We start from the raw sequence: 26,749 nt of genomic DNA on the forward strand, positions 1-26,749 counted from the left end.
AAAACATCATCGGGGAGTGCGGACATGGTCAAGCCGGGTGAAAAACGCTTGCAGATCCTGCAGACGCTGGCCGGAATGCTCGAAGATCCCAACGGGGAAAAGGTCACCACGGCCGCCCTGGCGGGCCGGCTGGACTGCTCGGAAGCCGCGCTGTACCGCCATTTCGCCAGCAAGGCGCAGATGTTCGACGGCCTGATCGAGTTCATCGAGACCAGCCTGTTCGGCGTCATCAACCAGATCGCCGGCAGCGAGCCCGCGGGGCTGCGCCAGGTCGAACTGATCGTCGCCCTGCTGCTCAACTTCTCCCAGCGCAACCGCGGCATGACGCGCGTGCTCGTCGGCGACGCGCTGGTGCACGAAAACGCGCGCCTGCAGGCGCGCATCAACCAGCTGCTCGACAAGGTCGAGGCGGCGCTCCGGCAGTCCCTGCGCGTCGCCGCCACGCAGGGCCGGCTGTCGCCGGAAGCCGATTTCGTCGGGCTGGCCAACCTCTTGCTCTGCTACGTCATCGGACGCTGGCAGCAATACGTCAAAAGCGGCTTCGCCCGCGAACCCTCAGCGCACTGGGCACAGCAATGGCCGATGCTCTGCGTCGCCTGCCTCAGCCAGAACCACACATGACCGCACACACCGTTCAACCCGCCGTTTCACGCTTTCCGTTCATCGACGCCGTCAAGGCCATCGCCTCGCAACTGATCGTCCTGCACCATCTGGCCTTCTACGGGCCGATGTCCGATTACGCCCGGGCGATCAGCCCCGGCCTGATCACCTGGCTCTCCCAGTACGCCCGCATCGCCGTGCAGGGCTTCCTCGTCATGGGCGGATTCCTGGCGGCGCAGGCGCTGGCGCGCGACGGGCGCCCCGTCGCCAAGCCCGTGGGCAAGCTGCTCTGGCGGCGCTACCTCAAACTGGCGATTCCCTACCTCGTCACCCTGCTGCTGGCCATCGCCGCCGCGGCGGTCAGCCGCCACCTGATCACCCACGATTCCATCCCCGACGCGCCGGGCCTCTTCCAGTTCATCGCCCACATCCTGCTGCTGCAAGGGGTGTTCGGGTTCGACGGGCTTTCCGCCGGCGTCTGGTACATCGCCATCGACTTCCAGCTTTACGCCCTGCTGCTGATCATCCTCCGCTCGGCGGACCGCATCTGGCCGGAGCGGCCGGGCTGCGCGCGCGGCTGCGTAATCGCGCTGATCGTCGCCTCGCTCTACGTCCTCAATCGTGACGCGGCGTGGGACAACTGGGCGGTCTATTTCTTCGGCGCCTACGGGCTCGGCGCGATCGCCTACTGGGGAACCCGGCCGGGACAGACCGACTGGTGGGCCATCGCCACGGCCGTGGCGGCGGCCGTCGCGCTGGTCGTCGATTACCGTTCACGCATCTTCGTCGCGCTGCTGGTCGCCATCGCCCTGGGCCTGTCGCGCTGCAGCGGCATCATCGCGACCTGGCCGCGCACGCGGCTGCTCGCCTGGCTGGGGGAAATCTCCTATTCGGTGTTCCTCGTCCACTTCCCGGTCTGCCTGCTCGTCAATGCCGTTTTCGAGCGCTTCGTCCAGCACGCGCCGGCGATCCAGTTCGCCGGGATGCTGCTGGCCTGGTTCGCCAGCATCGCGTGCGGGGCGCTGCTCCATCGCGCCGTGGAACGGCGCGCGGCGGGCTGGCTCAAGCGCTGACCGCCGTCCGGCGGCGGGCCGTCACCCCGCCATCCGGTTGCGGAAAAACTCGCCGTAGCGCCGGTCTTCCTCGAGGATGTGGTGCGACAGCCAATCCTTGAGAAACGCCAGCACGGGCTCGCCGAGCGCGCGCTTGCCGAACTTCACGTATTCGTCGCGATACTCGTTGATCCAGTTCACGAAGCCCTGGTGCTCCCGCCGGTGCGCTTCGAGCTGCGGATAGTCGGCATGGGCCATGAGGCTTTCCTCGAACTCGAAGTGGAAGGCGGCATAGCTGAGCAGCTCGTCGAGGATCATCGACACGGCGAACTGGTTGTGCAGGCTGTCGGCGCTGGCCAGCTGGTTGATCGTGTCGATCAGGATGCGGTGCTGGTCGTCGATGCGCTGATGGCCGACGCTCATGGCGCCCGACCAGCGCACGATGCATACACGTTCGCGTTCTTCGAGCACTGACACGAAGGCGCGGACGACGTCGGGGTCGAACTGCGTGCCGCCCTGCTCCTTGATCAGGGAAACGGCCCTGTCCATGCTCCACGGCGCCTTGTAGGGCCGCTCGGAGGTCAACGCGTCGAACACGTCGGCCACGGCGCAGATGCGGCCGGGCAGCGATATCTCGTCGCCCGACAGGCCGTACGGATAGCCGCGGCCGTCGAACCATTCGTGGTGCGTCAGCGCGATTTCCGCGCCCATGTCGAGAAACGGATTCTCGCCCATGGTCAGCTTGGCCTGCCGCAGCAGCTGCGCGCCCAGCGCCGGGTGCTGCTTGATGACTTCCCGCTCTTCGGCGGTCAGCGGTCCGGTCTTCAACAGGATCTGGTCCGGCGTGGCGATCTTGCCGACGTCGTGCAGGATGCTGGCCGTGGCGACGTGCTCGATGAACGCCTCGTCGATCATGCTCCGATAGGCGGGCAAGGCCATCAGTTTGCGCGCGGTCTGGCCGACCAGGCGGGCGACGCGCAGCACGTGGATGCCGGTGTCGGCGTCGCGGTGTTCCGCGAGGTTGGCCATGGCCACCACCGACGCCTTGTTGTTCCGCCGGATGGACTCGCGCAGCCGCCGTTCCTCGCTGACGTCGGAGTAGACCAGCGCGTAGCCGCCTTCCGGCAGCGCCCTGGCGGTGATCGACAGCGCCACGCCGTTCGGGCGGACGCGCTGGAGCCCGATCCGGTTGCCGGGAGCGATGCGGGTCAGGCCGTTGACCAGCGCTTCCTCCGAATCGCCCTCGTGGAATTCGCCGCGCGACTGCAGCACGCCGAGCATCTCGGCGTAAGGGCGCCCCACGAAACCATCGCCGCTGTCGACCAGATCGAGCATCCGACGGAAAGCGGTGTTGTGCGCCTGGACGCGCAGCCGGTCATCGAGCCAGAGCACGCCCAGGAAGATGGAGTCACACACGCCGAGAACCGGGAAAGGCACAGCGGAAGACACGGTAGGCATGGTCGGAGATGGAAATGGGATAGAAGGCGCTTGTGGCCGGACGGCAGTTGCCATTACGGAAGATTCCGACGCTTCTTGAGCCGACGGCTCAGAAGAATTTCCTGAAGAACTTGCCGAGCAGACCGCCCTCTTGCGCTTTCGCGCGCTTCGCGTGATCGGCATAGATCTTGTCCGATACCAGGATATGTTCGATCAGCCAGTCGCGCAGGAAATACATCAGGTCGAGCGACAGGGTGCCCGCCGCGATGGCGCGCTTCTTCTCCTCCACCACGCGCTCGACGAACCGCTGATGCTCCCACTTGTGCCGGGCGAAATCCGGATAGTCGGTCGAGCGCATGAAGGCTTCCTCAGCCGAGAAATGCGAGAGGGTGTACTTTTCCAGCTCTTCCACCAGGACGAAGATTCTCGCCTTTTCGTCGCGCGCCACGATCGCCCGCCAGATGTCGTTGATCAACGCCAGCAACGAACGATGCTGCTCGTCTATCTCATCGAGGCCCAGGCAATATTCCTGGCTCCACCTCACCAAATCTTCCGCCATTACACGCCATCCATCGGGAAAAACAGAAGGGCCTAAGACTATTCCGAACTTCTTTCCGCAACAATCGCCCAGGCCCTTCCCGCGATAACGATGACGTTTTTTTACACTTGCCGGCCTCGGCGACCGGCTCTCCGGCGCGGCGTCACCCGCGGAGCCAGGCGGCCGCGTCCAGGGCGAAATACGTCAGGATGCCGTCCGCGCCGGCACGCTTGAACGCCAGCAGGCTCTCCAGGATGCATGCTTTCCCGTCCAGCCAGCCGTTCCGTTCGGCGGCCCGGAGCATGGCGTATTCGCCGCTCACCTGGTAGGCGTAGGTCGGCACGCGAAACTCGTCCTTGACCCGGCGGACGATGTCCAGGTATGGCATGCCCGGCTTGATCATCACCATGTCGGCGCCTTCGGCCAGGTCGAGCGCCACTTCGCGCAAGGCCTCGTCAGAATTGCCCGCGTCCATCTGGTAGGTGTGCTTGCTGCCCTTGCCGAGGTTGGCCGCCGAGCCGACCGCGTCGCGGAAGGGGCCGTAGAAGCTCGACGCATACTTTGCCGAATAGGCCAGGATGCGCGTGTGGATCAGCCCGTGCCCGTCGAGCGCCGAACGGATGCGGCCGATGCGCCCGTCCATCATGTCCGACGGCGCCACCACGTCGGCGCCGGCGCGCGCGTGCGCCAGCGCCTGCTGCGCCAGCGCTTGGAGCGTCTCGTCGTTGAGCACGTAGGCGCGCGGGTCGTCGTCGGCGATCAGACCGTCCTGGCCGTGGCTGGTGTACGGATCGAGCGCCACGTCGGTGATCACGCCCAGCTCCGGGAATTCCTTTTTCAGCGCGGCCACCACGCGCGGAACCAGCCCCTCGGGGTTCCAGGCCTCTTCCGCGCCGGGTGTCTTCAACGACGGATCGATCACCGGGAACAGCGCCAGCGCCGGAATGCCGAGCCCGCAGGCCCGCTCGGCCGTCGCCAGCAGCCGGTCGAGGCTTTGCCGCTCGACGCCCGGCATCGACGCCACCGCCTCCACCCGGTTTTTCCCTTCGAGGACGAACACCGGATAAATCAGATCGTCCGCCGTCAACGTTGACTCGCGCATCAGGCGCCGCGAAAAATCGTCCCGGCGCATGCGGCGCAGGCGCGTTCCCGGGAAGCTCGCGTGAGGGGTGATCATGATTCGGCTCCTTTTTTGAAGAACTTAAAAAAAATGGGAACTATTCGCAGGACCCGCGTATCGAAGCTTCCAGATGGCACGCACCATCTCCCGCTTCATCTCCCTGAGCGGGTGCCTTACATCCCCGTAAGGCATTTTTGCCCCTGGTCATCGATTGACCGGGGGCTTTTGTTTTTGGGCCGCCCGCATTTTCTCCGAGGTGCGGGCGCTCCAGCCCATGGCGCCGCGCTTGCGCGGCCGCGCCGCCTTGCCGGCGGCTTCCGGCTTGGCCGGCCGATCCGCATTTTCGGCGGGAGCGATGCCCAGCCATCCGGCGAGCACCCGTTCAGCCTCCTCGACGCCGCTGTGCTTCAAGCTCGAAAACAGCTGCACCGAGCAGCGCTCGCCGAGGCGCCTGCCTGGATCGGCCAGCGACGCCTTCACCTCGCGCACGACCCGCGCCTGTTCGTTGCGCGTCAACTTGTCCGCCTTGGACAGCAGGACGTGGATCGGTTTGCCGGTCTGCGCGAACCAGTCGATCATCTGCAGGTCGAGTTCGGTCAGGGGATGGCGGCTGTCCATGATCAGCACCAGCCCAGCGAGCGGCGAGCGGTGCATCAGGTAAGGCGCCAGCAGGCCTTCCCATTGATCGCGGATTTCCACGGGCGCCTTGGCGAAACCGTAACCGGGCAGATCGACCCAATACCGGCCGTCGCCGAGCCGGAAATAGTTCAGATGCTGGGTACGCCCCGGCGTCTTGGAAACGAAGGCCAGGCGCGTATGGTCGGCGAGCGTGTTGATCGCCGACGATTTGCCCGCGTTCGAGCGGCCGGCAAAGGCGACTTCGCACACGGAATCGGCCGGCAGATCGCCCAGATTTGCAACGGTGGTATGGAATACGGCATGCTTGAACAGTGGCATCAGGCTCTCCGAACCGGCGTGGAGCTTCGGCAAAGTGCTATAGAATATCAGGTTTGAAAGTGCTTCTCGGACGAGGATTCAACAACAGGGAGTCAGCACATGATTCGTACCGCGGCCATTGCAATTCTCGCTACCACCTGCTGCTCCGTGCTTGCCGCGGATGAGGCGAAAAGCAAGCCCGACCTGGCCAAAGCCAAACAGATCGCCGAAACCGTGTGCGTGGCCTGCCACGGCGCCGACGGCAACAGCCCGACGCCGGCCAACCCGATCCTGGCGGGGCAAGGCGCCGATTACATCTTCAAGCAATTGACGGAATTCAAGTCCGTGGACGGCAAGCCGGGCATCCGCAACAACGCGGTGATGGCCGGCATGACCGCGACATTGTCGACCGACGACATGAAGGCGCTGTCGGTCTATTTCTCGCAGCAGAAAATGAGGCCGTCGGCCGCCACCGACGCGAAGCTGGTCGAAGCCGGCAAGCAGTTGTGGCGCAAGGGCGATTTCGAGCGCGGCGTGCCCGCGTGCGCCGGCTGCCACGGCCCCGCCGGAGCCGGAGTTCCCGCGCAATATCCGCATCTGGCCGGGCAATACGCCGAATACACCGAGCTGCAGTTGAAGAACTTCCGCAGCGAGGAAAGGTCGAACGACCCGGAAAGGGCGATGAGGATGATCGCCGACAAGCTTTCCGACAAGCAGATAAGAGCTCTTGCCGACTACATCGCGGGCCTGCGCTGAGCCTCCGGTCATTTTGATTCGGGCGGTGGAACGGACGGCCGCGAATGTCTTCCACAAAGGACGAAAAATGAAAACGCTCAGACAATTCATCGCAGGCAAAAACAAACCCATAGTCGCCATCGCTCCGGAAGAGACGGTCCTGCGCGCGCTGGAGTTGATGGCTGAACACGACGTCGGCGCCCTGCTCGTCCTCGACGGCAACCGTCTGGCCGGCGTGTTTTCCGAGCGCGATTACGCGCGCAAGGTCATCCTGCTGGGCAAATCGTCCCGGAATACCAAGGTCAGCGAGGTCATGACCGGCAAGGTGCTCTACGTCACGCCGGAGACCAGCATCGAGGAATGCATGGCGATCATGACCGACAAGCACATCCGCCACCTGCCTATCCTCGAAGCCGACCAGTCCGTCATCGGCGTCATCTCCATCGGCGACGCGGTCAAGGAAACCATCAGCCAGCAGCAGTTCATCATCAACCAGCTGGAGAACTACATCAAACGCTGAAACCACGGCGCACAAAAGAAAAGAGCAGGCCGCGACGCCTGCTCTTTTTTTGCCCCGAATCGGGAAGTTACTTGATTTCCAGCAGGCTTTCGTCCCACTTGGCGTGCTTCTCGAATCCCAGCAGGTTGGCGATCGTCGCCGCCAGGTTCGACAGGCCGGCCTGTTCCGTCTGTTTCAGGCCCAGCTTGCCGCCGCTCACGTTGTCATAAAGGATCAGCGGCACCGGATTGAGCGTGTGCGCCGTCTTCGCCTTGAACGTGCCGTCCTTGTTCACGGCCGGCTGCTTGGTTTTCTTGTCGATCTCGTACATTTCATCGGCGTTGCCGTGGTCGGCGGTGATCAGCGCCACGCCTCCCATCGCGTCGATCACCGGCAGGATGCGCCCGAGCGACAGATCAACCGCCTCGATGGCCATCGTCGCCGCGCGGAAATTGCCGGTATGGCCGACCATGTCCCCGTTGGCGAAGTTGCAGCGCAGGGTGCGGTACTTGCCGCTCTGCAGCGCGGCGATCATCGCGTCGGCGATTTCCGCAGCCTTCATCCACGGCCGCTGCTCGAAGGGAACGACGTCGCTCGGCACCTCCAGGTAGGTTTCCCCCGCGAACTTGCCCGAACGGTTGCCGTTCCAGAAATACGTCACGTGGCCGTATTTCTGCGTTTCCGAGCAGGCGAACTGGGTGATCCCCGCCTTGGAGAACCATTCGCCCATGGTGTCCTGGATGGCCGGCGGCGGCACCAGGAAACGCTTGGGCAGCTTGAGGTCGCCGTCGTATTGCAGCATGCCGGCATAGGTGACCTTCGGCACGCGCACGCGGTCGAACTTGGCGAAGTCCGCCTGCTCGAAGGCCAGCGTAATTTCGATGGCCCGGTCGCCGCGGAAATTGAAGAACACCACCGCATCGCCGTCCTCGACGGTACCGACCGGCTTGCCGTCCTTGGCGATCACGAAGGCCGGCAGATCCTGGTCGATCGTACCGGGGAACTTCGCGCGCAGCGCCTTGATCGCCTCGGCCGCGCTGGCGAACTGGTCGCCCCGCCCGAGCACGTGCGTCGCCCAGCCCTGCTCGACCATGCTCCAGTTGGCCTCGTAGCGGTCCATGGTGATCTTCATGCGGCCGCCGCCGGAAGCGATCTTCGCGTCGAAGCCGTCGGTGTTGGCCTCGGCCAGGAAAGCCTCGAACGGCTCGACGTATTCGAGCGCGCTGGTTTCCGGAACGTCGCGGCCGTCGAGCAGGATATGCACGCGCACGGTCTTCACGCCTTCCTGCTTGGCGCGCAGCACCATCGCCTTGAGATGGTCGATGTGGCTATGCACGTTGCCGTCCGAGAACAGCCCGATGAAGTGCAGCGTGCCGGGCTTGCTGCCGGTTCCCGCCTTGGCGCCCGCCACGATCTGCTGCCACGCCTCGCCCTGCCAGATGGTGCCGGTGGCGATGGCGTCGGCAACCAGCGACGCGCCCTGGCTGTAAACCTGGCCGGCGCCGATGGCGTTGTGGCCGACCTCGGAGTTGCCCATGTCCTCGTCGGACGGCATGCCGACCGCCGTGCCGTGCGCGCGCAGGCCGATGTTCGAATAGTTGGCGAACAGCCGGTCGAGGTTGGGTTTGCGGGCGGCGGCGATGGCGCTGCCGACTTCGGTTTTCGACAAGCCGTAACCGTCCATGACGATGGTCACGACCGGACCCTTGATTCCGGCGAAAGAGGCGAGTTTCTGCAACATGATGATTTCCTGCAAGGATTAAGAAACGAAATTGGCTTGCTGGCCTAGCCAGTCAATCATAACAAATCCGTCCCGGTTTTCCGCCGCGGGTAGCCGCCGAGGTCGAATTTCCGGAGGATCAGCGCTCGAAGAACGCCACCACCTCGTCCAGCGCGCGCGTGCGCCGCATCGGCGGCAGGCTGCGCCAGATGCGCTTGCCGTACGGCTTGCCGACCAGGCGCGGGTCGCAGATCATCAGCACGCCGCGGTCGGTCTCGTCGCGGATCAGCCGGCCGGCACCCTGCTTGACGTTGATCACCGCGCGCGGCAGCTGGTAGTCCATGAAGGCGTTGCGCCCTTCGGCCTTCATGCGGTCGATGCGCGCCGAGAGCACGGGATCGTCGGGCGGCGCGAACGGCAGCTTGTCGATGACCACCAGCGACAGGGCCTCGCCGCGCACGTCAACGCCTTCCCAGAAACTCTGGCTGCCGACCAGAATGGCGTTGCCGAGCCGGCGGAAGCGTTCGAGCAGCTCGTTCTTGCTACCCTCGCCCTGGATCAGCAGCGGCAGGTCGAGTTGGGCGCGCTCCAACTGCTCCTGCAGCAGTTCGTAGGCGCGGCGCATGGCGCGCAGCGAGGTGCACAGGAAGAAGGCCCGCCCGCCGCTCGCCTGCACCACCGGGAATGCCGCCTTGATCATGGCTTCGGTATAGCTGTAGCTGTTCGGGTCGGGCAAGCCGGTCGGCGCGTAGAGCACGGCTTGCTGGCCGTAGTCGAACGGGCTGTCCCACGACGCGGATTCGGCATCGGCAAGCCCCATCTCCGCGCAGTAGTGGCTGAAATCCTTCTGCACGGCCAGCGTCGCCGAGGTGAAGATCCAGGCGCGCGGGTGACCGCTCATCTGTTTCTGCATGATGCTGGCGATGATCAGCGGCGTGGCGTTCAACTGCAGCGCATGCGCGTAGGTTTCGCCCCAGCGCACGTAGTCCTTGTCCGCGCCGCTCTGCCAGCGCCGCAGCTGGGCCACCAGTTCGCCGGCGCGCCGCCAGCAGTTCTCCAGCCCTTCCGCGCGCTGCGCCTGCGTTTCGAGCAGCGCGGCCAGCGCATCCAGTTCGCGGATCAGGCCGACGAGGTTGTTGTCGAAGCCCGCACGCTCCTCGAGCTGCGCGAGCGGGAAGCGCGCCGGCTCGACCGGCAGCGTCAGGCGCAGGTCCTTCGCCGCCTTTTCGACGACGCCGCAGGCCTTCTGCAGATCGAGGCAGTCGCGCGCGGAGGCCAGCCCCTCGACGCGGACGTCGCGCGCCAGATCGAGCACCTGGGCCGTCAACACGTTATTACCGAAGAACAGGCTGGCCGTTTCCGGCAACTGGTGCGCCTCGTCGAAGATCACCGTGTTGCAGGCCGGCAGCAGCTCCGCCGTGCCTTCGTCGCGCAGCATCACATCGGCGAAGAAGAGGTGGTGGTTGACCACCACCAGATCGGCGGCCAATGCCTCGCGCCGCGCGGCGAGCACAAAGCATTCCTTGTGGTGGGGACAGTCCTGGCCGAGACAGTTTTCGCGCGTGGAGGTGACCATGTTCCACACTGGCGAGTTCTCGGGAACGTCGCCGCACTCGGCCTTGTCGCCGGTCTTGGTGCGCTTGGCGAAGCGGGCGATGCGCGCGGCGTCGGCGGCGTCCTCGCGGCTGAAGAAACGGCCGTCGTCCTGCGCGCGCTTCAAGTGATAGTGGCAGACGTAGTTGGCGCGGCCCTTCAGGAGCGCCACCTGCACCGGCGCGCCGAGCACCTTGCGCACGGTCGGGATGTCCTTCGAGAAAAGCTGGTCCTGCAGGTTCTTGGTGCCGGTCGAGACGATCACCTTGCCGCCCGAGAGCAGCGCCGGGACGAGGTAGGCGAAGGTCTTGCCGGTGCCGGTGCCGGCCTCGGCGACGAGCACCTTGTTGCCGGCGATGGCCGCGGCGATGCGCTCGGCCATCTCCAGCTGCTGCGGACGCAGGCGGTAGCCGGGAATACCCGAGGCCAGACATCCGTCGGCCGAAAACACGTCAGAGAGGGAAATTGCCATGCGTTGCTGCGATTATCCTGAACGATTGTGCCCGCAAGATCCACTCGGATATGGACGACCAGCGCGCTGCATTTGTTGACAGCGGATATTGTCGCTTATTCGGGATCGGATGCCCATACGATCGGAGGCGATGTGGTAGAGTAGCCGGCGGTTTCGCGTCTATCATGCCCCCCAGCAGAATGAAAAGAGCAACAATCCAAGACGTCGCTCGAAGCGCCGAGGTGTCGGTTACCAGCGTCTCCAATTTTCTCAACGGTCAACACAATCATCTGCGTCCCGAAACCATTGAGCGCATCCGAAAAAGCATCGAGAAGCTGAACTACTCTCCGAGCAAGGTCGCCAGGCAGCTCAAGACCGGACATGCGCCAATGCTCGGCGTGCTGACACCTACTATCGTCAACCCCTATCATGGCGAACTGGCCCTGGCCATCGACGAAGCAGCGCGACGGCGGGGTTTCCGCGCGGTTCTGGGCAATAGCCACCGCGACGAGCAACGGGAGATCTCCTTCATCGAAGAATTGGTCGATTACGGCGTGCGCGGAATCATCGTCACGACCGAATTGACCAATCAACGCATCATGATGTATTTCGTCAAACGCGGAATCGCCTTTGTTCTTTTCGACTTGCGCGCTTCGGAAGCGGGTATCAAAGGCATCGATGTCGTTTCGATCGACAACGTTCTGGCCACCTCGATCGCCGTCGACCATCTGGTTTCGCTCGGGCATCGCCGGATCGCCTACGTCACTCCTACGCGGCTGTCCGCCAGCCGCCGGGCCCGTCTGCAAGGGTTCGAGAGCGCGATCCGGCGTCACGGCCTCGGGGAGCCGATCGTCATCAGCAAGGACAGCGATCCCCTGGCGGACCAGGGCGATTCAAAACTCGCCTATTTCGGACAGCGCGCGGCCGAACAGCTCTTGCGTATCAAACCGAGGCCGACAGCCGTCGTGACGATGAACGACATTCTGGCGATAGGCGTCCTCGCCGGGTTGCACAAACAAGGTATTGGCGTACCGGACGACATGTCGCTGGTCGGCATCGACGATATCCAGATTTCCGGATTGATCGTGCCGACCATGACCACGCTGCGGCCGAATTACCAGAAAATGGCTGAAAACGCCGTCAACTGCCTGATTTCGCGGCTGGCTACGCCGACTCGCGCCGACCGCGAATGCATCTTCGCCCCCGATCTGATCGAACGCGAATCGAGTACTCCGCCAGCGACCGCCAAAAGGTCTCGTTCCGTCCGGGTTTGAACACTTGCTGATCGGCAACAGGTCCTAATAACGCTCGTTTTCCTCGAGCTTGACGACGCCGATGGTCAGCAAGAGGTTGGCAAAACGGCGCGTTTCACCCGTCGCTATGATCAATGACGTCATAGGCGAACAGACCAGGTCGTAAAAGGCGTGACGCTCCATGCGTTTGACCGGGATTCCACCGGGCAGCATCTCGATATATTCGTCATGGACCGGTGCCGGCTCTCCGTTGGGCGTCTGCATGACGGACGCTTCCATGATCGGGATTGCATCGAGAAGCGCTTCGAGTACGTCGGTTGTCTTCGGAATACCCGGCATCAGGTTGAGAAACACCTTGGTCGCCTCTGGCGACGACTTCGAGATGAACGGATAGTTGCCGTCGGCAATCAGAATCTGCGAGAAATGCCCCGAACTCCCCAGCACCCGGAGTATTTCCGGATGCAGCAATTTTGATTTAAGCATCGTCGTCTTTCCTTATGAGGCCCGCGTACGGGCGCCGTATTTATCAGACATGGGTGCCACCGGCATGTGTCCGGCGAAGAAAGCAACCGGTTGCATTACGCGCAATAGACTCCGCCGTTGATGTCGAGCGTCGCCCCGGTGATGAATCCGTCGTATTCCGCAGCAAGCGATACCACGGGTCTGGCCACGTCGTCGGCATTGCCGGCGCGGCCGAGCGGAATTCCGCGAATGGTCTCATCAGCCGATTCCTTTGTCGTATGTGTGGTGTGGAAACTGGTGCCCAGGATCAACCCCGGAGCGACGGCGTTCACCCGGATTCCCCGCGCCGCCAACTCGGACGACAGCGCGCGCGTAAAGGTCAGCACAGCGCCCTTGGTTGTCGAATAGATCAGCGAACCGCCATGTCCACCCTTGCGTCCGGCCAGCGACGAGATATTGACAATCGACGCCCCATTGGCTTTTTCGAGATGGGGAACGGCCTCGCGGCATACCAGCATCATCGACGTCATATTGACGTCAACGACTTTCTGCCAGAAATCCATATCGACCTGTTCGAGTTGCCGGCGTGCCACCAGGCCGCCGGAATTGTTGATCAGAATATCCAGGCCGCCAAGGAACCCGACCACCTCCTTCACGAGACCGGCCGCCCCGCTTTCCTTGGTCAGATCGGCCTGGAAGGACTGTGCACGGACCCCGAGCTTTCCGGCCAGGGAGACGACCTCGGCCGCGCCGGCGCGATCGGAATAATAATGAACGGCAACCTCGCAACCTTGACGGACGAGTTGTTCGGCTATCGCCTTGCCGATTCCCTGACCGCCTCCAGTTACAAGTGCGCGCTTTCCCACGAGAGATCCCATTTATTTCTCCAGGTTGAAAATGAAAAGGCGTTACATTCGGTAGCCCATGAGCTGCGGAAGCCACGTGGTGATGGACGGAACAAATGCGATGAGCAACAGACCGAAAAGGACAATTGCCATGTACTTCATCATCGGACGAATGACTTCGTTCATCGTCACGCCGCACACGGCGCAAGTGGCGTACAGTCCGAGACCGATCGGCGGCGAGAACAGTCCGAATCCCATGGCGATAATCAGGACGCTGGCGTATTGCAGGGGATTGAAGCCGAGCTGAACGCCAATCGGGACCAGAATGGGGCCAAAAATGATCAGTGCCGGAGCCCCTTCGAGAACCGCCCCGAAAATCATGACGATGACGATGGATAGAACCAGAAACGTTCCCGGACCATAATCATGACCGAGCGAGACAAGCCAATCAGCGATGCGTTGAGGAATCATCTCCATGGTCAGTGCATAGGAAAGACTGGTCGCCGCGGCGACGATGAACAGCAGCATGCCTGACTTGGCCGCCGTGTCGATGAACAGCTTGACCGTCGCCTTGACCGTCAGTTCACGGAAAGCCAGATAGCCGACAATCAGGGCATAGATCACCGCGAAAGCCGAAATTTCGGTCGCCGTGGCAATCCCCGCCATCACCCCGCGCCCGACCATCAACACCATGACCAGCCCGACCAGGCCGCCAACCAGCAGGTCCTTCGTGGGCATCAGGACCGGGTAGGCTTCGTTGATGTCGATCTTCCTGCCGAAAACGATGCCGGCAATGACGAGCAGGACAAGCAGACAGACCGCCGGAACGATGCCGGCGATAAACAAGGCGCCGATCGAGATATTGGCCACAAACCCCATGACGATCATGTTCACGCAGGGCGGAATCGTCTCAGCCATGACCGCCGATGCGGCAAATAGTCCCGCCGCGTCGGCGCTGCTCTGCCGCGTCCGGCGAACGGCCGGCATGAGGACGCCGCCGACCGCTGCGATATCGGCCAGCTTCGAACCCGATATGCCCGAAAAGAACGCCACTCCGGTCGCAATCGTAAGGTTCAGGCCTCCGCGAAACCGCCCCATGCAGCGGACGATCAATTCGACCAGGCGGGACGACATGCCGTTGACTTCCATCGCCGCCCCGGCGACGAGGAAGAACGGGATCGACAGAAGAACGAAGTGATCCACGCCGGCGGAGACCTGCTGAGCAAAGAAAACGAACGGCAGATCGGGGTTTGAAACGAAATAGACCATCGCCGAGAGACTCAGCGTGAAGGCAATCGGCACGCCGCAGACGATTCCTACGACGAAACACGCGAACATCAGGAGCCCGGCGGCAGAAATGTCCGCAGGCACGCTGACATAGGCCAAGTATCCGGCGGCGACCAGCACCCCAATCCCCAGCAGGCTGAGCGAAACGCGCTTCGCGGGAGCCCTCAAGGCGTGCTCCAGCCCATTGGTCGCCATCACCAGTGCGCCAAAAATCAGCGGCGCCACGTACATGATCTGCGGCAAGCCGATCGGAGTCGTCTGGACCATGGAAGCAAAGCCCAGGTCCACGCTGGAAATGAACAGCCCCACTGAAACGATACACAACACCCATGTGGCAGCATGGGTGACGTAGCTCCGGATGCTTGCGGGAAGTCCCTTCAGGAACAGGTCGATCCCAATGTGCGCGCCTCTTCCCATGGATGTTGCCGAACCGGAAAAGATTATTGTCACCATCAGCGCGCGCGCAATCTCCTCCACCCACTCCAAAGGCTCGTTGAGCGCGTAGCGCCAGAAAATCGATGCAAAAACGATGATGACATCCGCTGCCAGAGCAACAGCGCCGACCCATGAAGCAAGCTTCGTCAGGTAGTCGTTGATCACGCTGAGGAATGGAATCGGCCCGCTGACGCCATCGGCACCGACGCATACGCTTTGAGAAGACATACCTCCTCCTTCGATTGGAGCACTTTCGGCATGAGCATTATTTGCCGATGACATAGCCACCCCTCTTTTCGACGCTCGATTTAGTCGCTGCGCGGAACCGCCGCCGCGTTGTGTTCCGGATGCGTCTTACGGCGCACCCGGAATCGCACTCCACCGCAAATACCGCTCGCGGCGGCGCTTAATGCCTGGTCGATTCCACAGCGTCGAGCACGGGCTTCACGGCGGGATACTGCCTGACGAAGTCATCCCAGACGGGGCGGACCGCCTTGCTGAAATACGCCCGGTCCGTCGGCGTAACGGTTACGCCGCGTTTCTTCAGTTCGTCGAATGCTTTGGCCTCGGCCTCGGCAGCCGTTTTCCTCTCGAAACGCGTCGCCTCGGCCGCCGCGTTCAGGATCGCGGTTTTGTACTCAGCGGGAAGCTTCTCGAATTTGTTGTTGTTCATGGCCACGACGATCGGGTTGAAGATGTGCTGCGTCAGCACGCAGTGCTTCGCAACCTCATAGAATTTGCTCGCCAAAACCGAGGGCGCGTCGTGCTCAACCCCTTCGATCACCCCCATCTGCAGCGCGGAATACACCTCGCCTCCCGGCATCGGAACCGCCGCCGCACCCATCGCTTTGAGAGTGGCAATGAAATTGGGCGCGGGCAGCACCCGCACCTTCACCCCCTGCAGATCGGCCGGCTGCTGGATGGGCTTCTTGCTATACACGTTCCGGGCGCCAAAACTGAACCCGAAACCCAAAGGAATGATATTTGCCTTTTTGAGCAGGATACCCGCAATGATCTCGCCGGCCTTACCGTCAAGAGCCCGACCGGCATGATCGTTGTTCTCGAACAGATAGCCGAGATCGAACAATCCGACTTCCGGTACCAGCGTCAACCAGATGGAAGTGCCCGAAACCATCATGTTGACCGCGCCGAGTTTGACCTGCTGAGCAAGGTCTGCTTCTTTCCCCAAGATCGCGTTGGGGAAAAAAGATACTTCGACGGCGTCATTGACGGAGGCTTTCAAGTTGTCGCGAAAACGCTCGTACCAGACAAAATGCGCCGAATTGGGATCGGCTGGCAGCGAGGACGCGAGGCGAAGCTTCACCGAAGGAGCAGCGAACACCTCTGGAGTGCTGGCGGCGAGCCCACACACGCCGGCACAAGCAATAAGCAGACCCTGCAGGACATTTCTACGGATTTGACCAAGAACCATGACAACCTCCCGATTAATTAAGCCGACATTCGAACGCTTACCGCCTACTTCCCCCACTGCAAAGAGCTCGATCACCAGGAACACTTGCGAGCACATGGCCTCGTTTGTCGCGAGCCTCGACTCAAGCACCTGAATGGCCTTCTTGTGTATCGTTACACTTTATTTGTGTAACGATACACATTAGAATTTTGACTTGTCAAGTCAACGAATTGCTGTTTCCGGAATAACTTGGAGCCGGCCCTACAGACAATGCATGCGCCGGCACGTCGTGCAAGACGACGAAGCCTGTCGAACCCTCACCGGGCAACGCCAGCAGTCTGGTGCGTCACCGCCACAGGCGCCTACAGCATGTTCTCCAGGAACGCCCGTGTCCGGGGATGTTCCGGCGCGGCGAACAGTTCCCGCGCCGGCCGCGCCTCGACGATGTTCCCCTCGTCCATGAAGATCACGCGGCTGGCCACCTCGCGGGCGAAAGCCATCTCGTGCGTGACGACGACCATGGTCATGCGCTCCTCGGCCAGGCCGCGCATGGTGCGCAGCACTTCGCCGGTGAGCTCGGGGTCGAGCGCCGAGGTCGGTTCGTCGAAGAGCATGATGTCCGGCTCCATGGCCAGCGCGCGGGCGATCGCCACGCGCTGCTTCTGCCCGCCGGACAGGCGCGAGGGGTAGCTGTCGCGCTTCTCGAACAGGCCGACCTTCTTCAGCAGCGCCTCGGCCTTCGGCACGATCTCCTCGCGGCGCATGCCCTTGACCGTGAGCGGCGCCTCGATGACATTCTGCAGCACGGTCAGATGCGGAAACAGGTTGAAGTGCTGGAAGACCATGCCCATCTTGCCGCAGATGCGCCGGACCTCGACGTCCGGCACGTAGCGGCAGTGCCCGGCGGCGTCGGTCAACACCAGCGTTTCGCCCTCGATGACGATGGTGCCGCGGTGCACCGTTTCCAGATGGATCAGGCAGCGCAGGAAGGTGCTCTTGCCCGAGCCCGACGGCCCGATGATGGCGATCACCTCGCCCTTGCCGACTTCCAGCGAAACGCCCTTCAGGACTTCGATCGGGCCGAAATGCTTGTGCACGTCGACGGCGCGGATCATCGGGTCATTCATCATAGACGGCATATTTCTTTTCCAGGCGCTGGAAGCCGTAGGTCAGCACCAGCGTCATGATCAGGTAGAAGGCGCCGGCCACCACGAACGGCGTCGTCGAGAAGTCGCGCTGGACGATGCCGCGCGCCGCGCGCAGCAGGTCGTTCATCGCCAGCACGTAGATCAGCGAGGTGTCCTTGACCAGGGTGATCGTCTCGTTGCTGATCGGCGGCAGGATGCGCTTGATCACCTGCGGCAGCACGATGCGGCGCATGGTCTGCGCGTAGGTCAGGCCGAGCACGCGGGCGCCCTCGTACTGCCCGCGGTCGATCGACTGGATGCCGGCGCGGAAGATCTCGGCGAAGTAGGCGGCGTAGTTGAGCACGAAGGCGACGATGGCCGCCGGGAAATCGGGCAGGCGGATGCCGATCACCGGCACGAAGGGCAGCGCGAAGTAGATGAACAGCATCTGCAGCATCAGCGGCGTGCCGCGCATCAGCCAGATGTAGCCGTTGACCAGGCCGCTGACCAGCTTGAAGCGCGAGATGCGCATCAGCGCCAGGGCCAGCCCGAGCGGCACGGACAGGACCAGCGTGATGAAGAAGACCCGCAGGGTGACCCCGGTTCCCTGCAACAGGGGGGGCAAGATGTCGAACACGTAGTTCATGAAGGAAACTCGAAGCCCTGAAAAGGGAAATCCGGCCGGGTAAACAAAGCCGCCAGTCTACCGGATGGCCGGATCGAAGGGGTGCAAACGGATTACTTCTTGAGGATGTCCTTGCCGAACCACTTGGTCGAGATGGTCGCCGCGGTGCCGTCGGCCTTCATGTCGTCCAGCGCCTTGTCGATCTTGCCCATCAGCTCGGTGTCGTCCTTGCGCACGCCGACGCCGTAGTCCTCGGTGCCGAAGTGCTCATCGAGCACGCGGTACTCGCCCGGCTTCTTCGAGGTGTAGTAGCGGCCGACTACCTCGTCCATGACGATCGCGTCGAGCCGGCCGGCGGACAGGTCCATCAGCGCCGTGACGTTGTCGGAGAACTTCTTCAGCTCCTTGATCGACTTGGCCGCCTCGGCGTCCTTGTTGACCGCGTCGACCGCGCTGCTGCCATCCTGCACGCCGACGACCTTGCCGGCCAGCTCGGCCTTGGCCTTGATCGGCGACGCCTCGGTGACCACCACGATCTGGCGGTTTTCCAGGTACGGCTTGGTGAACAGGATGTTGGCCTTGCGCTCCTCGGTGATCGTCAAGCCGTTCCACAGCACGTCGATGCGCTTGCCGTTGAGTTCGGCTTCCTTGGCGCTCCAGTCGATCGGCTTGAAGGTCACTTCCAGCCCGATGCGCTTGGCGGCTTCGCGCGCCAAGTCGATGTCGAAGCCGACGATCTCGTTCTTGTCGTCGCGGAAGCCCATTGGCGGGAAGTGATCGTCCAGGCCGATCACGATGGCCGTGGCGGCGGGCGCCGGAGCCGGCGCGGGCGCGGCGGCCGGCGCGGGTTCTTCCTTCTTGCCGCAAGCGATCAGGAACGTGGAGGCCAGGAGGGCCACCGCCAGGAGCGAGAGGCGTTTTTTCATGTTTTCACCCATTCGAACAGAGGTTGAGAAATCAGGACTGCGCGGCCGCCGCTTCGCGCGGCAGCAGCAGGTTGAGCAGCACCGCCAGCACCCCGCACAGGCTGATGCCCTGCAGCGAGAAGCTGCCGATAGTCACGCCGAGGCCGCCGATGCCGGTGACCAGCGTGACCGAAACGATACACAGATTGCGCGCGCTGGACAGGTCGACGCGCCCGTCCATGATCGTCTTCAGGCCGATGCCGGCGATCGAGCCGAACAGCAGCATCATGATGCCGCCCATGACCGGCATCGGAATGGTCTGCAGGAAGGCGCCGAACTTGCCGACGAAGGCCATCAGGATGGCGAACACGGCCGCCCAGGTCATCACCACCGGGTTGTAGTTCTTGGTCAGCATCACCGCGCCGGTCACCTCGCCGTAAGTGGTCACCGGCGGCCCGCCGAACAGGCCGGCGATGTTGACCGCCAGGCCGTCGCCGAGCAGCGTGCGGTGCAGGCCGGGCGACTCGGTGAAGTCCTTGCCGGTCACCGAGCCGATGGCCAGGATGCCGCCGACGTGCTCGACGATCGGCGCGATCGCCACCGGGATCATGAACAGGATCGCCGCCAGGTTGAACTCGGGCTTGCCGAATTCAGGCACGGCCAGCCAGGCGGCCTGCGTCACCTTGGCGAAATCGACGATGCCGATCGCCAACGAGTAGGCATAGCCGACGGCCACGCCGACCAGGATCGGCACCAGCTTGAGCAGCCGCCGCGCGCGGATCGCCGTGAGCATGGTCGCCAGCAGCGAGATGGCGGCCACCGACAGCGCCGTGCCGTAGGGCATGATCTGCTGGTCGCCGGCCTTGCCGACGGCCATGTTCACCGCCACCTGGGCCAGGCCCAGGCCGATCACCATCACCACCGGCCCGATCACCACCGGCGGCAGCAGGTGGTGGATGAAGCCGACGCCGCGCCATTTGACGAGGCCGGCGGCCACGTAATAGAAGAAGCTGGCCGAGGCCAGCGCGCCGAAGGTCGCCGGCATGCCCCAGGTCTGCACCGAGTAGATCACCGGCGCGATGAAGGCGAAGCTCGAACCCAGGTAGATCGGCACCTCGCGGCGCGTGCACACCTGGAAGATCAAGGTGCCGATGCCCGCGCCGAGCAGCGCCAGGCTCGGATTGAGGCCGGTCAGCAGCGGCACCAGCACGGTCGCGCCGAAGGCCACGAAGAGGATCTGCGCGCCGGCCAGCGCGGTGCGCCAGGCCGGATCTTTCGCGGGCGCCGCGGCCACTGTGGTAGTCGTCATTGGAATCGTCCCTTTTCTTATTTGGTCCCGAAAATCTTGTCCCCGGCGTCGCCCAGGCCGGGGATGATGTAGCCGACCTCGTTGAGATGGCTGTCGATCGCCGCCGTGTAGATATCGACGTCCGGATGCGCCGCGTGCAGGGCCTTGATGCCTTCCGGCGCGGCGACCAGGACGATCGCGCGCACCTGCTTGCAGCCGTTGCGTTTCAGCATGTCGATGGTGGCGATCAGCGAGCCGCCGGTGGCCAGCATCGGATCGATGATCAGCCCCATGCGCTCGTTGAGCTGGCCGACGAAGCGCTCGAAGTACGGTTCCGGCATCAGCGTCTCGTGGTTGCGCGCGATGCCCACCACGCTCACCTTGGCGCTCGGAATCAGGTCCAGCACGCCGTCGAGCATGCCCAGGCCGGCGCGCAGGATCGGCACCACGGAAACCTTCTTGCCCTTGATCTGATCGATCTCCACCGGCCCGGCCCAGCCCTGGATGGTGCACCGTTCGAGCTCGAAGTCGCGGCAGGCCTCGTAGGTCAGCAGGCGCGCCAGCTCGGCGGTTAGCTCGCGGAATTTCTTGGTGCTGATGTCGGCCTCCCGGAGAAGCCCTATTTTGTGTTTGACGAGCGGGTGGCTGACCTCGATGACGGGCATGGCGTTCTCCGGGATGATGGGGTTCGGGCAAACCTTGCAAGGTTAACGGATTCGGCGGGAAAGTGCATCTAAAAATTGCCGAAGACGTTCCGCAAGGCGTCCGTCGAAGGCACTCCGAAGGCCCCGGAACGGCCAGGGCCTTGGCCGCCGGGGTGCCGGCATCGCAGCCGCGACTGGCTACGGCGGCCTGCCGCTGCAAATCCTCTGGGCCGAGCTGGACCTCATCACCATCGCGGTGCTGGGCAACGGACTGTACCTGTGGTGGACGAAGCACAAGGCGCCGCCGATACGCGAAAACGGCCCCTGATCCGGCCGGCGGACTCCCCGTCCGGCGAACCCCCGCGGCCGCCGGCCGAGCCAATCTCCGCCCGCCTGGACGACGCCGCGACTTGACCCTGGCACGGTTTCTAAGAACAATCCGACCGGCAACGCTTTTTTGAGAAGGCTGCAAATCAATGATCGACCGCATCGTAGACGACTTCGCATCCCCCGCCACCGGCGGAAAAACCTTCCACTTGAAGGACCACGCGGGCAAGACCGTGATTCTTTATTTCTACCCCAAGGACAGCACGCCCGGCTGTACCACCGAGGCCATGCAGTTCCGCGATCTCCACGCGGATTTCGTCCGGGCCGGCTGCGTCATCGCCGGCGTCTCGCGCGACGGGCTGCGTTCGCACGAGAACTTCAAGGCCAAGCAGGAACTGCCGTTCGACCTGCTCTCCGATACGGAAGAGAAACTGTGTACGCAGTTCGCGGTGATCAAGGACAAGAAGCTGTACGGCAAACCCGTGCGCGGCATCGAGCGCAGCACCTTCGTGATCGACGGCAACGGGGTATTGCGGCGCGAATGGCGCGGCGTCAAGGCGCAGGGACATGCGCAGGAGGTGCTGGACTTCGTCAAGACGCTGTAGCCCCGGCAATGCCCCGCACAACCCCGTCAACCGGAGAATGATCGTTCATGGGCCCGAAACCTGTATCGAAGCCGAAACATAAAAAACACCCCGTCCCGCAAACCAAGCTTTTCGTCCTGGACACCAACGTCCTGCTGCACGACCCCACCTCGGTCTACCGCTTCGAGGAACACGACGTGTTCCTGCCGATGAAGACCCTGGAAGAACTGGACAACAACAAGAAAGGCCTGTCCGACGTCGCGCGCAACGCGCGCCAGGTCACGCGCACGCTGGACGAGATCGTCAGCAGCCGGGAGGACGGCATCCAGAGCGGCATCTCGCTCGCCGAACCGTCGCACCGGCTGGCCAGCGGCCGGCTCTTCCTGCAGACCGAGGCCATCGCCAACGAACTGCCGGCCGGCCTGCCGACGGCCAAGTCGGACAACCAGATCCTGGCGGTGGTCATCCACCTGCAGCGCCTGCATCCGTCGCGCCCGGTCATCCTGGTGTCGAAGGACATCAACATGCGCATCAAGGCCCGCGCGCTCGGGCTGGAGGCGCAGGACTACTTCAACGACAAGGTGCTGGAGGACATCGACCTGCTGTACAGCGGCATCCGCGAACTGCCGCACGATTTCTGGGAAAAGCACGGCCAGGGCATGGAATCGTGGAAGCGGGAAAGCCGCACGCTGTACCGCGTCAGGGGCCCGCTCTGCCCGAAACTGCTGGTCAACGAATTCCTCTACCAGGAAGGCGAGCAGCCGTTCCAGGCGATCGTGCGCGAGATCAGCGGCAAGACGGCGCAGTTCGAGACGCTGATCGACTACACGCATCCCAAGAACAACGTGTGGGGCATCACCGCGCGCAACCGCGAGCAGAATTTCGCGCTCAACCTGCTGATGGACCCGGAGATCGATTTCGTCAGCCTGCTCGGCCAGGCCGGCACCGGCAAGACGCTGCTCACGCTGGCCGCCGGGCTCACGCAGGTGCTCGACAGCCAGCGCTACTCGGAAATCATCATGACCCGCGTGACCGTGCCGGTCGGCGAGGACATCGGCTTCCTGCCCGGTTCGGAAGAGGAAAAAATGGGGCCGTGGATGGGCGCGCTGGAGGACAACCTGGAAGTGCTCAACAAGTCCGACGGCCACGAGGGCGGCGAATGGGGGCGCGCGGCGACGCACGACCTGATCCGCAGCCGGATCAAGATCAAGTCGCTGAACTTCATGCGCGGGCGCACCTTCCTGAACAAGTACCTGATCATCGACGAGGCGCAGAACCTGACGCCCAAGCAGATGAAGACGCTGATCACCCGCGCCGGCCCCGGCACCAAGGTGGTCTGCATGGGCAACATCGCGCAGATCGACACGCCGTACCTCACCGAAGGCAGTTCCGGCCTCACCTACGTCGTCGACCGCCTCAAGGGCTGGCTGCATTCCGGCCACGTCACGCTGCAGCGCGGCGAGCGTTCGCGCCTCGCCGACTACGCCGCCGAAGTGCTATAGTTTTTGGCAGTCCGTTATCGAGCCGTGTCATGGCACACGGCTCGGTCGTTTTCAATCCCCGGTTCCTCTGCGCTGCACGCAGGACGGACCTATCGCCTACCGGAGAATCGTTTGAAACGACGCGAATTCGTCACCGCTTCCGCCGTCCTGGCCCTGCTGGGCAGTTCATCGGCGCACGCCGCGAAAAAACAGCCCGCGTCGAAGACGACGGCCAAGCCGGCGGCGAAATCCTCCCAGAAGACGCCCGCCCGGTCCACGGCCAAGAAGCCGGCGGCGGAAAAGCCGGCGCGCGCCGCCGCGGCCGCGCCGGCCGGCGCCGAAGCCGAGGAAATGCCGGCGGCCGAGGTGCCGCGCAATGCCATCAGCCTGCCCGACGAGCCGGTGGCGCGCTGGCGCAACTACGACATCCGCTCGACGCTGGCGCTGAAGAACGTCAAGGGCAAAACGCGCCTGTGGCTGCCGCTGGTGCAGTACCGCGACACGCCCTGGGAGCGCTCGTTCGGCCACCACTGGCAGGGCAACTTCGAAATGGCCGGCATCTACCGCGACCCGGTCGCCGACATGGAGGTCTTCTACGCCGACTGGCCGGAAGGCGTCGCCGAGCCGAAGCTCGAAATCGTCAGCCGGATCGGCACGCAGGACCGCCATTTCGACATCACCCGCCGCGGCGCGATGGCCGAGCGCACCGAGATCCTGCGCCGCTGCCTGCACGCCACCGAGCTGGTGCCCACCGACGGCATCATGCGGCGCACGGCCGAGCGGGCCGTCGGGCGGATCAAGGACCCGCTGGCGCAAGGCAAGGCCATCTACGACTGGGTCGTCGAAAACACGGTCTACGACCCGCAGTCGCCTGCCTCGGGCCACACGCACATCGCCCGCTTCCTGGAAGGCGGGCGCCTGGCGGGACGCAGCGTGGAGATATCGCTGCTGTTCGTCGGCCTGTGCCGCTCCATCGGCATTCCGGCCCGCCCGGTGTTCGGGTTGCGCATGGACAGTTCGCGCCTGTTCGCCAGCCTGGGCGTCACCGGCGAGCTCAATGCCGCCCAGCACTGCCGGGCCGAGTTCTATTCGCCGGGTTACGGCTGGGTGCCGGTCAATCCGTCGGACGTCCGCCAGGCCATCCAGATCGAAGGCCTGGGCCAGTACGACCCCAAGCTGAACGTGCTGAAAAAGCTGCTGTTCGGCTTCTGGGAAATGAACTGGGTCAGCTTCAACGCCGCCCAGGACGTGATCCTGCACGGCGCCTCCGGCAGCGCGCTGCCGTTCCTGATCAATCCCGTCGTCGAAACGCGCGAAGGCCGCTTCGACGATCCCGCCTCCGGCCAGTACAGCTACAGCGTGAGCGCGCAGCGTACCTGACGGCGGACGCGGCTCAGTACGCGCTGCCGCCCGACGTGGCGTGGTTCTCGAAGCGCGTGTACTCGCCGAGGAAGGTCAGGCGCACCATGCCGATCGGGCCGTTCCGCTGCTTGCCGATGATGATCTCGGCCGTGCCCTTGTCCGGCGTGTCGGGGTTGTACACCTCGTCGCGGTAGATGAACATGATCACGTCCGCGTCCTGCTCGATGGCGCCGGACTCGCGCAGGTCGGACATCACCGGCCGCTTGTTCGGACGCTGTTCGAGCGAGCGGTTCAGCTGCGACAGGGCGATCACCGGCACGCTCAGCTCCTTGGCCAGCCCTTTCAGCGAGCGCGAAATCTCCGAGATTTCGGTCGCCCGGTTCTCGCCGCCGCCCTGGTTGGCCGACGACATCAGCTGCAGGTAGTCGATGATGATCAGGCCCAGCTTGCCGCACTGGCGGTGCAGGCGGCGGGCGCGGGCGCGCAGGTCGATCGGGTTGAGCGCCGGCGTCTCGTCGATGTACAGCGGCGCCTCGTGCATCTTGCCGAGGGCGAAGGACAGCCGCGACCATTCATCGTCGTTCAGCCGGCCGGTGCGCACGCGGTGCGCGTCCAGCCGCCCGACCGAGGACAGCATGCGCATCGCCAGCTGCGTGCCGCCCATTTCCATCGAGAACACGGCGACCGGCAGCCCGACCTCGATCGCCACGTGCTCGCCCATGTTCAGCGCGAACGAGGTCTTGCCCATCGACGGCCGGCCGGCCACGATCAGCAGGTCGCCGGGCTGCAGGCCGGAGGTGCGCGCGTCGAGGTCGTGGTAGCCGGTCGGCACGCCGGTGATGTCCGACGGATTGTCGCGGTCGTGCAGCTCCTGGATGCGCTCGACGACCTGGGTGAGCAGCGGATTGATGTGCTGGAAGCCGGTCTGGTGCCGGAAGCCGGATTCGGCGATGGCGAACACCTTGGCTTCCGCCTCGTCGAGCAGCTGTTTCGGATCGCGGCCCAGCGGGTTGAAGGCGCTGCCGGCGATCTCGTCGCCGGCGGTCACCAGCTGGCGCAGGATCGCCCGCTCGCGCACGATCTCCGCGTAGCGCCGGATGTTCGACGCCGACGGCGTGTTCACCGCCAGTTCGCCGAGATAGGCCAGGCCGCCGGTTTCGTTGCCCTCGCCCGCGAGGTCCAGGCTTTCCGCCACCGTCACCGCGTCGGCCGGCTTGCCGCGTTCGAGCAGCTTGCTGACGTGGCGGAAGATGCGCTGGTGCTCGTCGCGGTAGAAATCGCCCTCGGTGATGATGTCGGCGATCTTGTCGAACGCCGCGTTGTCGAGCAGCAGGCCGCCGAGCACCGACTGTTCGGCCTCGATCGAATGCGGCGGCACGCGCAGGTGGGCGATGGCCGGATCGAGGGCGGGCTTGGGCGAATTGGCGGAATTGAACGGCTTGGCCATGAGAACAATCAACTGAGCGGGACCGTCGAGTTTAATCCTCTTCGGCGCGGGCGGAAACAAAAAAGCCTTGCGCGAGGCAAGGCTTTCGATGGTCTGGAGCGGCGGAAAACCGCCCCGGACGTGCTTACTGCTCGCCGACCACGGCCACCTTGATGGTCGCCACGACGTCGGTGTGCAGCGCGACTTCCAGCGTCGATTCGCCGATCATCTTGAGCGGGCCGTTGGGCATGCGGATGTCGGACTTCTCGACGGTGAAGCCGAGCGCCTTGAGGCCGTCGGCGATGTCGTAGTTGGTCACCGAGCCGAACAGGCGGCCGTCGACGCCGGCCTTGCGCGCCACGGTGACGACCACGCCTTCCAGCCGGGTGGCGAACTCCTGCGCCTCGGTCAGCTTCTCGGCGGCGGCCTTTTCCAGCTCGGCGCGCTTGGCTTCGAATTCCTTCATCGCCGCCGGCGTGGCGCGCTTGGCCTTGCCGCAGGGAATCAGGAAGTTGCGGGCGTAGCCGTCCTTGACCTTGACCAGATCGCCGAGGTTGCCGAGATTGACGACCTTCTCCATCAGAATGATTTGCATCGTCGTCTCCT

At 63.8% G+C, this 26,749-nt stretch carries 25 protein-coding genes; 8 read left to right on the top strand and 17 right to left on the bottom strand.

All coding sequences use genetic code 11. From position 1 onward, the window contains the following. The first annotated feature begins 24 nt into the window (after window positions 1-24). Both slmA and QM701_RS04455 read left to right on the top strand, forming a co-directional pair. Window positions 25-621, top strand: coding sequence for a nucleoid occlusion factor SlmA (gene slmA / locus QM701_RS04450; RefSeq protein WP_415165882.1), 597 nt, complete (start codon window positions 25-27; stop codon window positions 619-621). Further along, window positions 618-1,673 carry an acyltransferase family protein gene (locus QM701_RS04455; RefSeq protein ID WP_415165883.1) on the top strand — a complete coding sequence of 352 codons (1,056 nt, stop codon included), beginning with the start codon at window positions 618-620 and terminating at the stop codon, window positions 1,671-1,673. The genes slmA and QM701_RS04455 overlap by 4 nt, the downstream gene beginning before the upstream one ends. A gap of 21 nt (window positions 1,674-1,694) precedes the next feature. On the opposite strand, the gene QM701_RS04460 is transcribed toward QM701_RS04455, so the two are convergent. From QM701_RS04460 to yihA, 4 genes are all read right to left on the bottom strand, one after another. Beyond that, window positions 1,695-3,068, bottom strand: a complete 1,374-nt coding sequence (locus QM701_RS04460; protein WP_415165884.1) for a bacteriohemerythrin — start codon at window positions 3,066-3,068, stop codon at window positions 1,695-1,697. 130 nt (window positions 3,069-3,198) lie between these two features. Continuing rightward, window positions 3,199-3,648 carry a bacteriohemerythrin gene (locus QM701_RS04465; RefSeq protein ID WP_415165885.1) on the bottom strand — a complete coding sequence of 150 codons (450 nt, stop codon included), beginning with the start codon at window positions 3,646-3,648 and terminating at the stop codon, window positions 3,199-3,201. 142 nt (window positions 3,649-3,790) lie between these two features. Next, complete coding sequence (hemB, locus tag QM701_RS04470; RefSeq protein WP_415165886.1) at window positions 3,791-4,804, bottom strand: porphobilinogen synthase; 1,014 nt, start codon at window positions 4,802-4,804, stop codon at window positions 3,791-3,793. A 147-nt stretch (window positions 4,805-4,951) separates the two neighbouring features. After that, entirely contained in the window at window positions 4,952-5,704 is a 753-nt protein-coding gene (gene yihA, locus QM701_RS04475; RefSeq protein WP_415165887.1) for a ribosome biogenesis GTP-binding protein YihA/YsxC, read from the bottom strand. Between the two features lie 99 nt (window positions 5,705-5,803). Between yihA and QM701_RS04480 the strand changes: the two genes are divergently transcribed. Continuing rightward, window positions 5,804-6,439, top strand: a complete 636-nt coding sequence (locus QM701_RS04480; protein WP_415165888.1) for a c-type cytochrome — start codon at window positions 5,804-5,806, stop codon at window positions 6,437-6,439. Between the two features lie 67 nt (window positions 6,440-6,506). Next, complete coding sequence (locus QM701_RS04485; RefSeq protein WP_415165889.1) at window positions 6,507-6,938, top strand: CBS domain-containing protein; 432 nt, start codon at window positions 6,507-6,509, stop codon at window positions 6,936-6,938. 67 nt (window positions 6,939-7,005) lie between these two features. Here the strand turns inward: QM701_RS04485 and gpmI are convergent, their stop codons facing one another. After that, window positions 7,006-8,658 (bottom strand): 2,3-bisphosphoglycerate-independent phosphoglycerate mutase, encoded by a 1,653-nt coding sequence (gene gpmI, locus QM701_RS04490; protein ID WP_415165890.1) that lies wholly within the window; start codon window positions 8,656-8,658, stop codon window positions 7,006-7,008. 118 nt (window positions 8,659-8,776) lie between these two features. Further along, window positions 8,777-10,702 (bottom strand): ATP-dependent DNA helicase, encoded by a 1,926-nt coding sequence (locus QM701_RS04495; RefSeq protein ID WP_415165891.1) that lies wholly within the window; start codon window positions 10,700-10,702, stop codon window positions 8,777-8,779. Window positions 10,703-10,881: 179 nt separating this feature from the next. Between QM701_RS04495 and QM701_RS04500 the strand changes: the two genes are divergently transcribed. Further along, entirely contained in the window at window positions 10,882-11,955 is a 1,074-nt protein-coding gene (locus QM701_RS04500; RefSeq protein WP_415165892.1) for a LacI family DNA-binding transcriptional regulator, read from the top strand. Between the two features lie 24 nt (window positions 11,956-11,979). Here the strand turns inward: QM701_RS04500 and QM701_RS04505 are convergent, their stop codons facing one another. The 9 genes from QM701_RS04505 to upp form a co-directional block, all read right to left on the bottom strand. Continuing rightward, window positions 11,980-12,417 carry an RbsD/FucU family protein gene (locus tag QM701_RS04505; protein ID WP_415165893.1) on the bottom strand — a complete coding sequence of 146 codons (438 nt, stop codon included), beginning with the start codon at window positions 12,415-12,417 and terminating at the stop codon, window positions 11,980-11,982. 95 nt (window positions 12,418-12,512) lie between these two features. Continuing rightward, entirely contained in the window at window positions 12,513-13,274 is a 762-nt protein-coding gene (locus QM701_RS04510) for an SDR family NAD(P)-dependent oxidoreductase (RefSeq protein ID WP_415165894.1), read from the bottom strand. 30 nt (window positions 13,275-13,304) lie between these two features. Continuing rightward, a complete protein-coding gene (locus tag QM701_RS04515) occupies window positions 13,305-15,191 on the bottom strand; it encodes a TRAP transporter large permease subunit (protein WP_415165895.1) in 1,887 nt (628 codons plus the stop codon). A 178-nt stretch (window positions 15,192-15,369) separates the two neighbouring features. Continuing rightward, window positions 15,370-16,479, bottom strand: coding sequence for a TRAP transporter substrate-binding protein (locus QM701_RS04520; protein WP_415165896.1), 1,110 nt, complete (start codon window positions 16,477-16,479; stop codon window positions 15,370-15,372). Between the two features lie 257 nt (window positions 16,480-16,736). Further along, window positions 16,737-17,489 (bottom strand): amino acid ABC transporter ATP-binding protein, encoded by a 753-nt coding sequence (locus tag QM701_RS04525; RefSeq protein WP_415169344.1) that lies wholly within the window; start codon window positions 17,487-17,489, stop codon window positions 16,737-16,739. 4 nt (window positions 17,490-17,493) lie between these two features. Next, a complete protein-coding gene (locus tag QM701_RS04530) occupies window positions 17,494-18,147 on the bottom strand; it encodes an amino acid ABC transporter permease (RefSeq protein WP_415165897.1) in 654 nt (217 codons plus the stop codon). 92 nt (window positions 18,148-18,239) lie between these two features. Then, window positions 18,240-19,052 carry an amino acid ABC transporter substrate-binding protein gene (locus QM701_RS04535; RefSeq protein ID WP_415165898.1) on the bottom strand — a complete coding sequence of 271 codons (813 nt, stop codon included), beginning with the start codon at window positions 19,050-19,052 and terminating at the stop codon, window positions 18,240-18,242. Between the two features lie 31 nt (window positions 19,053-19,083). Further along, window positions 19,084-20,340 carry a uracil-xanthine permease family protein gene (locus QM701_RS04540; protein WP_415165899.1) on the bottom strand — a complete coding sequence of 419 codons (1,257 nt, stop codon included), beginning with the start codon at window positions 20,338-20,340 and terminating at the stop codon, window positions 19,084-19,086. A 17-nt stretch (window positions 20,341-20,357) separates the two neighbouring features. Then, window positions 20,358-20,984: a uracil phosphoribosyltransferase gene (gene upp, locus QM701_RS04545; RefSeq protein ID WP_415165900.1), complete on the bottom strand. Its 627-nt coding sequence runs from the start codon at window positions 20,982-20,984 to the stop codon at window positions 20,358-20,360. A gap of 455 nt (window positions 20,985-21,439) precedes the next feature. Here upp and QM701_RS04550 point away from each other — a divergent pair, with 455 nt between their 5' ends. From QM701_RS04550 to QM701_RS04560, 3 genes are all read left to right on the top strand, one after another. Next, window positions 21,440-21,895, top strand: a complete 456-nt coding sequence (locus QM701_RS04550) for a peroxiredoxin (RefSeq protein WP_415165901.1) — start codon at window positions 21,440-21,442, stop codon at window positions 21,893-21,895. 47 nt (window positions 21,896-21,942) lie between these two features. Next, entirely contained in the window at window positions 21,943-23,376 is a 1,434-nt protein-coding gene (locus QM701_RS04555) for a PhoH family protein (RefSeq protein WP_415165902.1), read from the top strand. 111 nt (window positions 23,377-23,487) lie between these two features. After that, window positions 23,488-24,735 (top strand): transglutaminase-like domain-containing protein, encoded by a 1,248-nt coding sequence (locus tag QM701_RS04560; RefSeq protein WP_415165903.1) that lies wholly within the window; start codon window positions 23,488-23,490, stop codon window positions 24,733-24,735. Between the two features lie 13 nt (window positions 24,736-24,748). Here the strand turns inward: QM701_RS04560 and dnaB are convergent, their stop codons facing one another. Both dnaB and rplI read right to left on the bottom strand, forming a co-directional pair. Next, entirely contained in the window at window positions 24,749-26,164 is a 1,416-nt protein-coding gene (gene dnaB / locus QM701_RS04565; protein WP_415165904.1) for a replicative DNA helicase, read from the bottom strand. 124 nt (window positions 26,165-26,288) lie between these two features. Further along, a complete protein-coding gene (gene rplI, locus QM701_RS04570) occupies window positions 26,289-26,738 on the bottom strand; it encodes a 50S ribosomal protein L9 (protein ID WP_415165905.1) in 450 nt (149 codons plus the stop codon). Between the last annotated feature and the right edge of the window lie 11 nt (window positions 26,739-26,749).

This window comes from Propionivibrio sp. (genome assembly GCF_047602565.1).
Lineage (GTDB): Bacteria > Pseudomonadota > Gammaproteobacteria > Burkholderiales > Rhodocyclaceae > Propionivibrio.

Bases quoted from the DNA above. Each gene is read 5' to 3' on its own strand.
- QM701_RS04530 (WP_415165897.1), bottom strand. From the start codon at position 18,147: ATGAACTACGTGTTCGACATCTTGCCCCCCCTGTTGCAGGGAACCGGG.
- rplI (WP_415165905.1), bottom strand. From the start codon at position 26,738: ATGCAAATCATTCTGATGGAGAAGGTCGTCAATCTCGGCAACCTCGGC.
- QM701_RS04515 (WP_415165895.1), bottom strand. From the start codon at position 15,191: ATGTCTTCTCAAAGCGTATGCGTCGGTGCCGATGGCGTCAGCGGGCCG.
- QM701_RS04555 (WP_415165902.1), top strand. From the start codon at position 21,943: ATGGGCCCGAAACCTGTATCGAAGCCGAAACATAAAAAACACCCCGTC.
- QM701_RS04540 (WP_415165899.1), bottom strand. From the start codon at position 20,340: ATGACGACTACCACAGTGGCCGCGGCGCCCGCGAAAGATCCGGCCTGG.
- hemB (WP_415165886.1), bottom strand. From the start codon at position 4,804: ATGATCACCCCTCACGCGAGCTTCCCGGGAACGCGCCTGCGCCGCATG.
- QM701_RS04525 (WP_415169344.1), bottom strand. From the start codon at position 17,489: ATGATCCGCGCCGTCGACGTGCACAAGCATTTCGGCCCGATCGAAGTC.
- QM701_RS04535 (WP_415165898.1), bottom strand. From the start codon at position 19,052: ATGAAAAAACGCCTCTCGCTCCTGGCGGTGGCCCTCCTGGCCTCCACG.
- QM701_RS04480 (WP_415165888.1), top strand. From the start codon at position 5,804: ATGATTCGTACCGCGGCCATTGCAATTCTCGCTACCACCTGCTGCTCC.
- QM701_RS04550 (WP_415165901.1), top strand. From the start codon at position 21,440: ATGATCGACCGCATCGTAGACGACTTCGCATCCCCCGCCACCGGCGGA.
- slmA (WP_415165882.1), top strand. From the start codon at position 25: ATGGTCAAGCCGGGTGAAAAACGCTTGCAGATCCTGCAGACGCTGGCC.
- yihA (WP_415165887.1), bottom strand. From the start codon at position 5,704: ATGCCACTGTTCAAGCATGCCGTATTCCATACCACCGTTGCAAATCTG.
- QM701_RS04495 (WP_415165891.1), bottom strand. From the start codon at position 10,702: ATGGCAATTTCCCTCTCTGACGTGTTTTCGGCCGACGGATGTCTGGCC.
- QM701_RS04510 (WP_415165894.1), bottom strand. From the start codon at position 13,274: ATGGGATCTCTCGTGGGAAAGCGCGCACTTGTAACTGGAGGCGGTCAG.
- QM701_RS04455 (WP_415165883.1), top strand. From the start codon at position 618: ATGACCGCACACACCGTTCAACCCGCCGTTTCACGCTTTCCGTTCATC.
- QM701_RS04485 (WP_415165889.1), top strand. From the start codon at position 6,507: ATGAAAACGCTCAGACAATTCATCGCAGGCAAAAACAAACCCATAGTC.
- gpmI (WP_415165890.1), bottom strand. From the start codon at position 8,658: ATGTTGCAGAAACTCGCCTCTTTCGCCGGAATCAAGGGTCCGGTCGTG.
- QM701_RS04465 (WP_415165885.1), bottom strand. From the start codon at position 3,648: ATGGCGGAAGATTTGGTGAGGTGGAGCCAGGAATATTGCCTGGGCCTC.
- QM701_RS04505 (WP_415165893.1), bottom strand. From the start codon at position 12,417: ATGCTTAAATCAAAATTGCTGCATCCGGAAATACTCCGGGTGCTGGGG.
- QM701_RS04500 (WP_415165892.1), top strand. From the start codon at position 10,882: ATGAAAAGAGCAACAATCCAAGACGTCGCTCGAAGCGCCGAGGTGTCG.
- upp (WP_415165900.1), bottom strand. From the start codon at position 20,984: ATGCCCGTCATCGAGGTCAGCCACCCGCTCGTCAAACACAAAATAGGG.
- dnaB (WP_415165904.1), bottom strand. From the start codon at position 26,164: ATGGCCAAGCCGTTCAATTCCGCCAATTCGCCCAAGCCCGCCCTCGAT.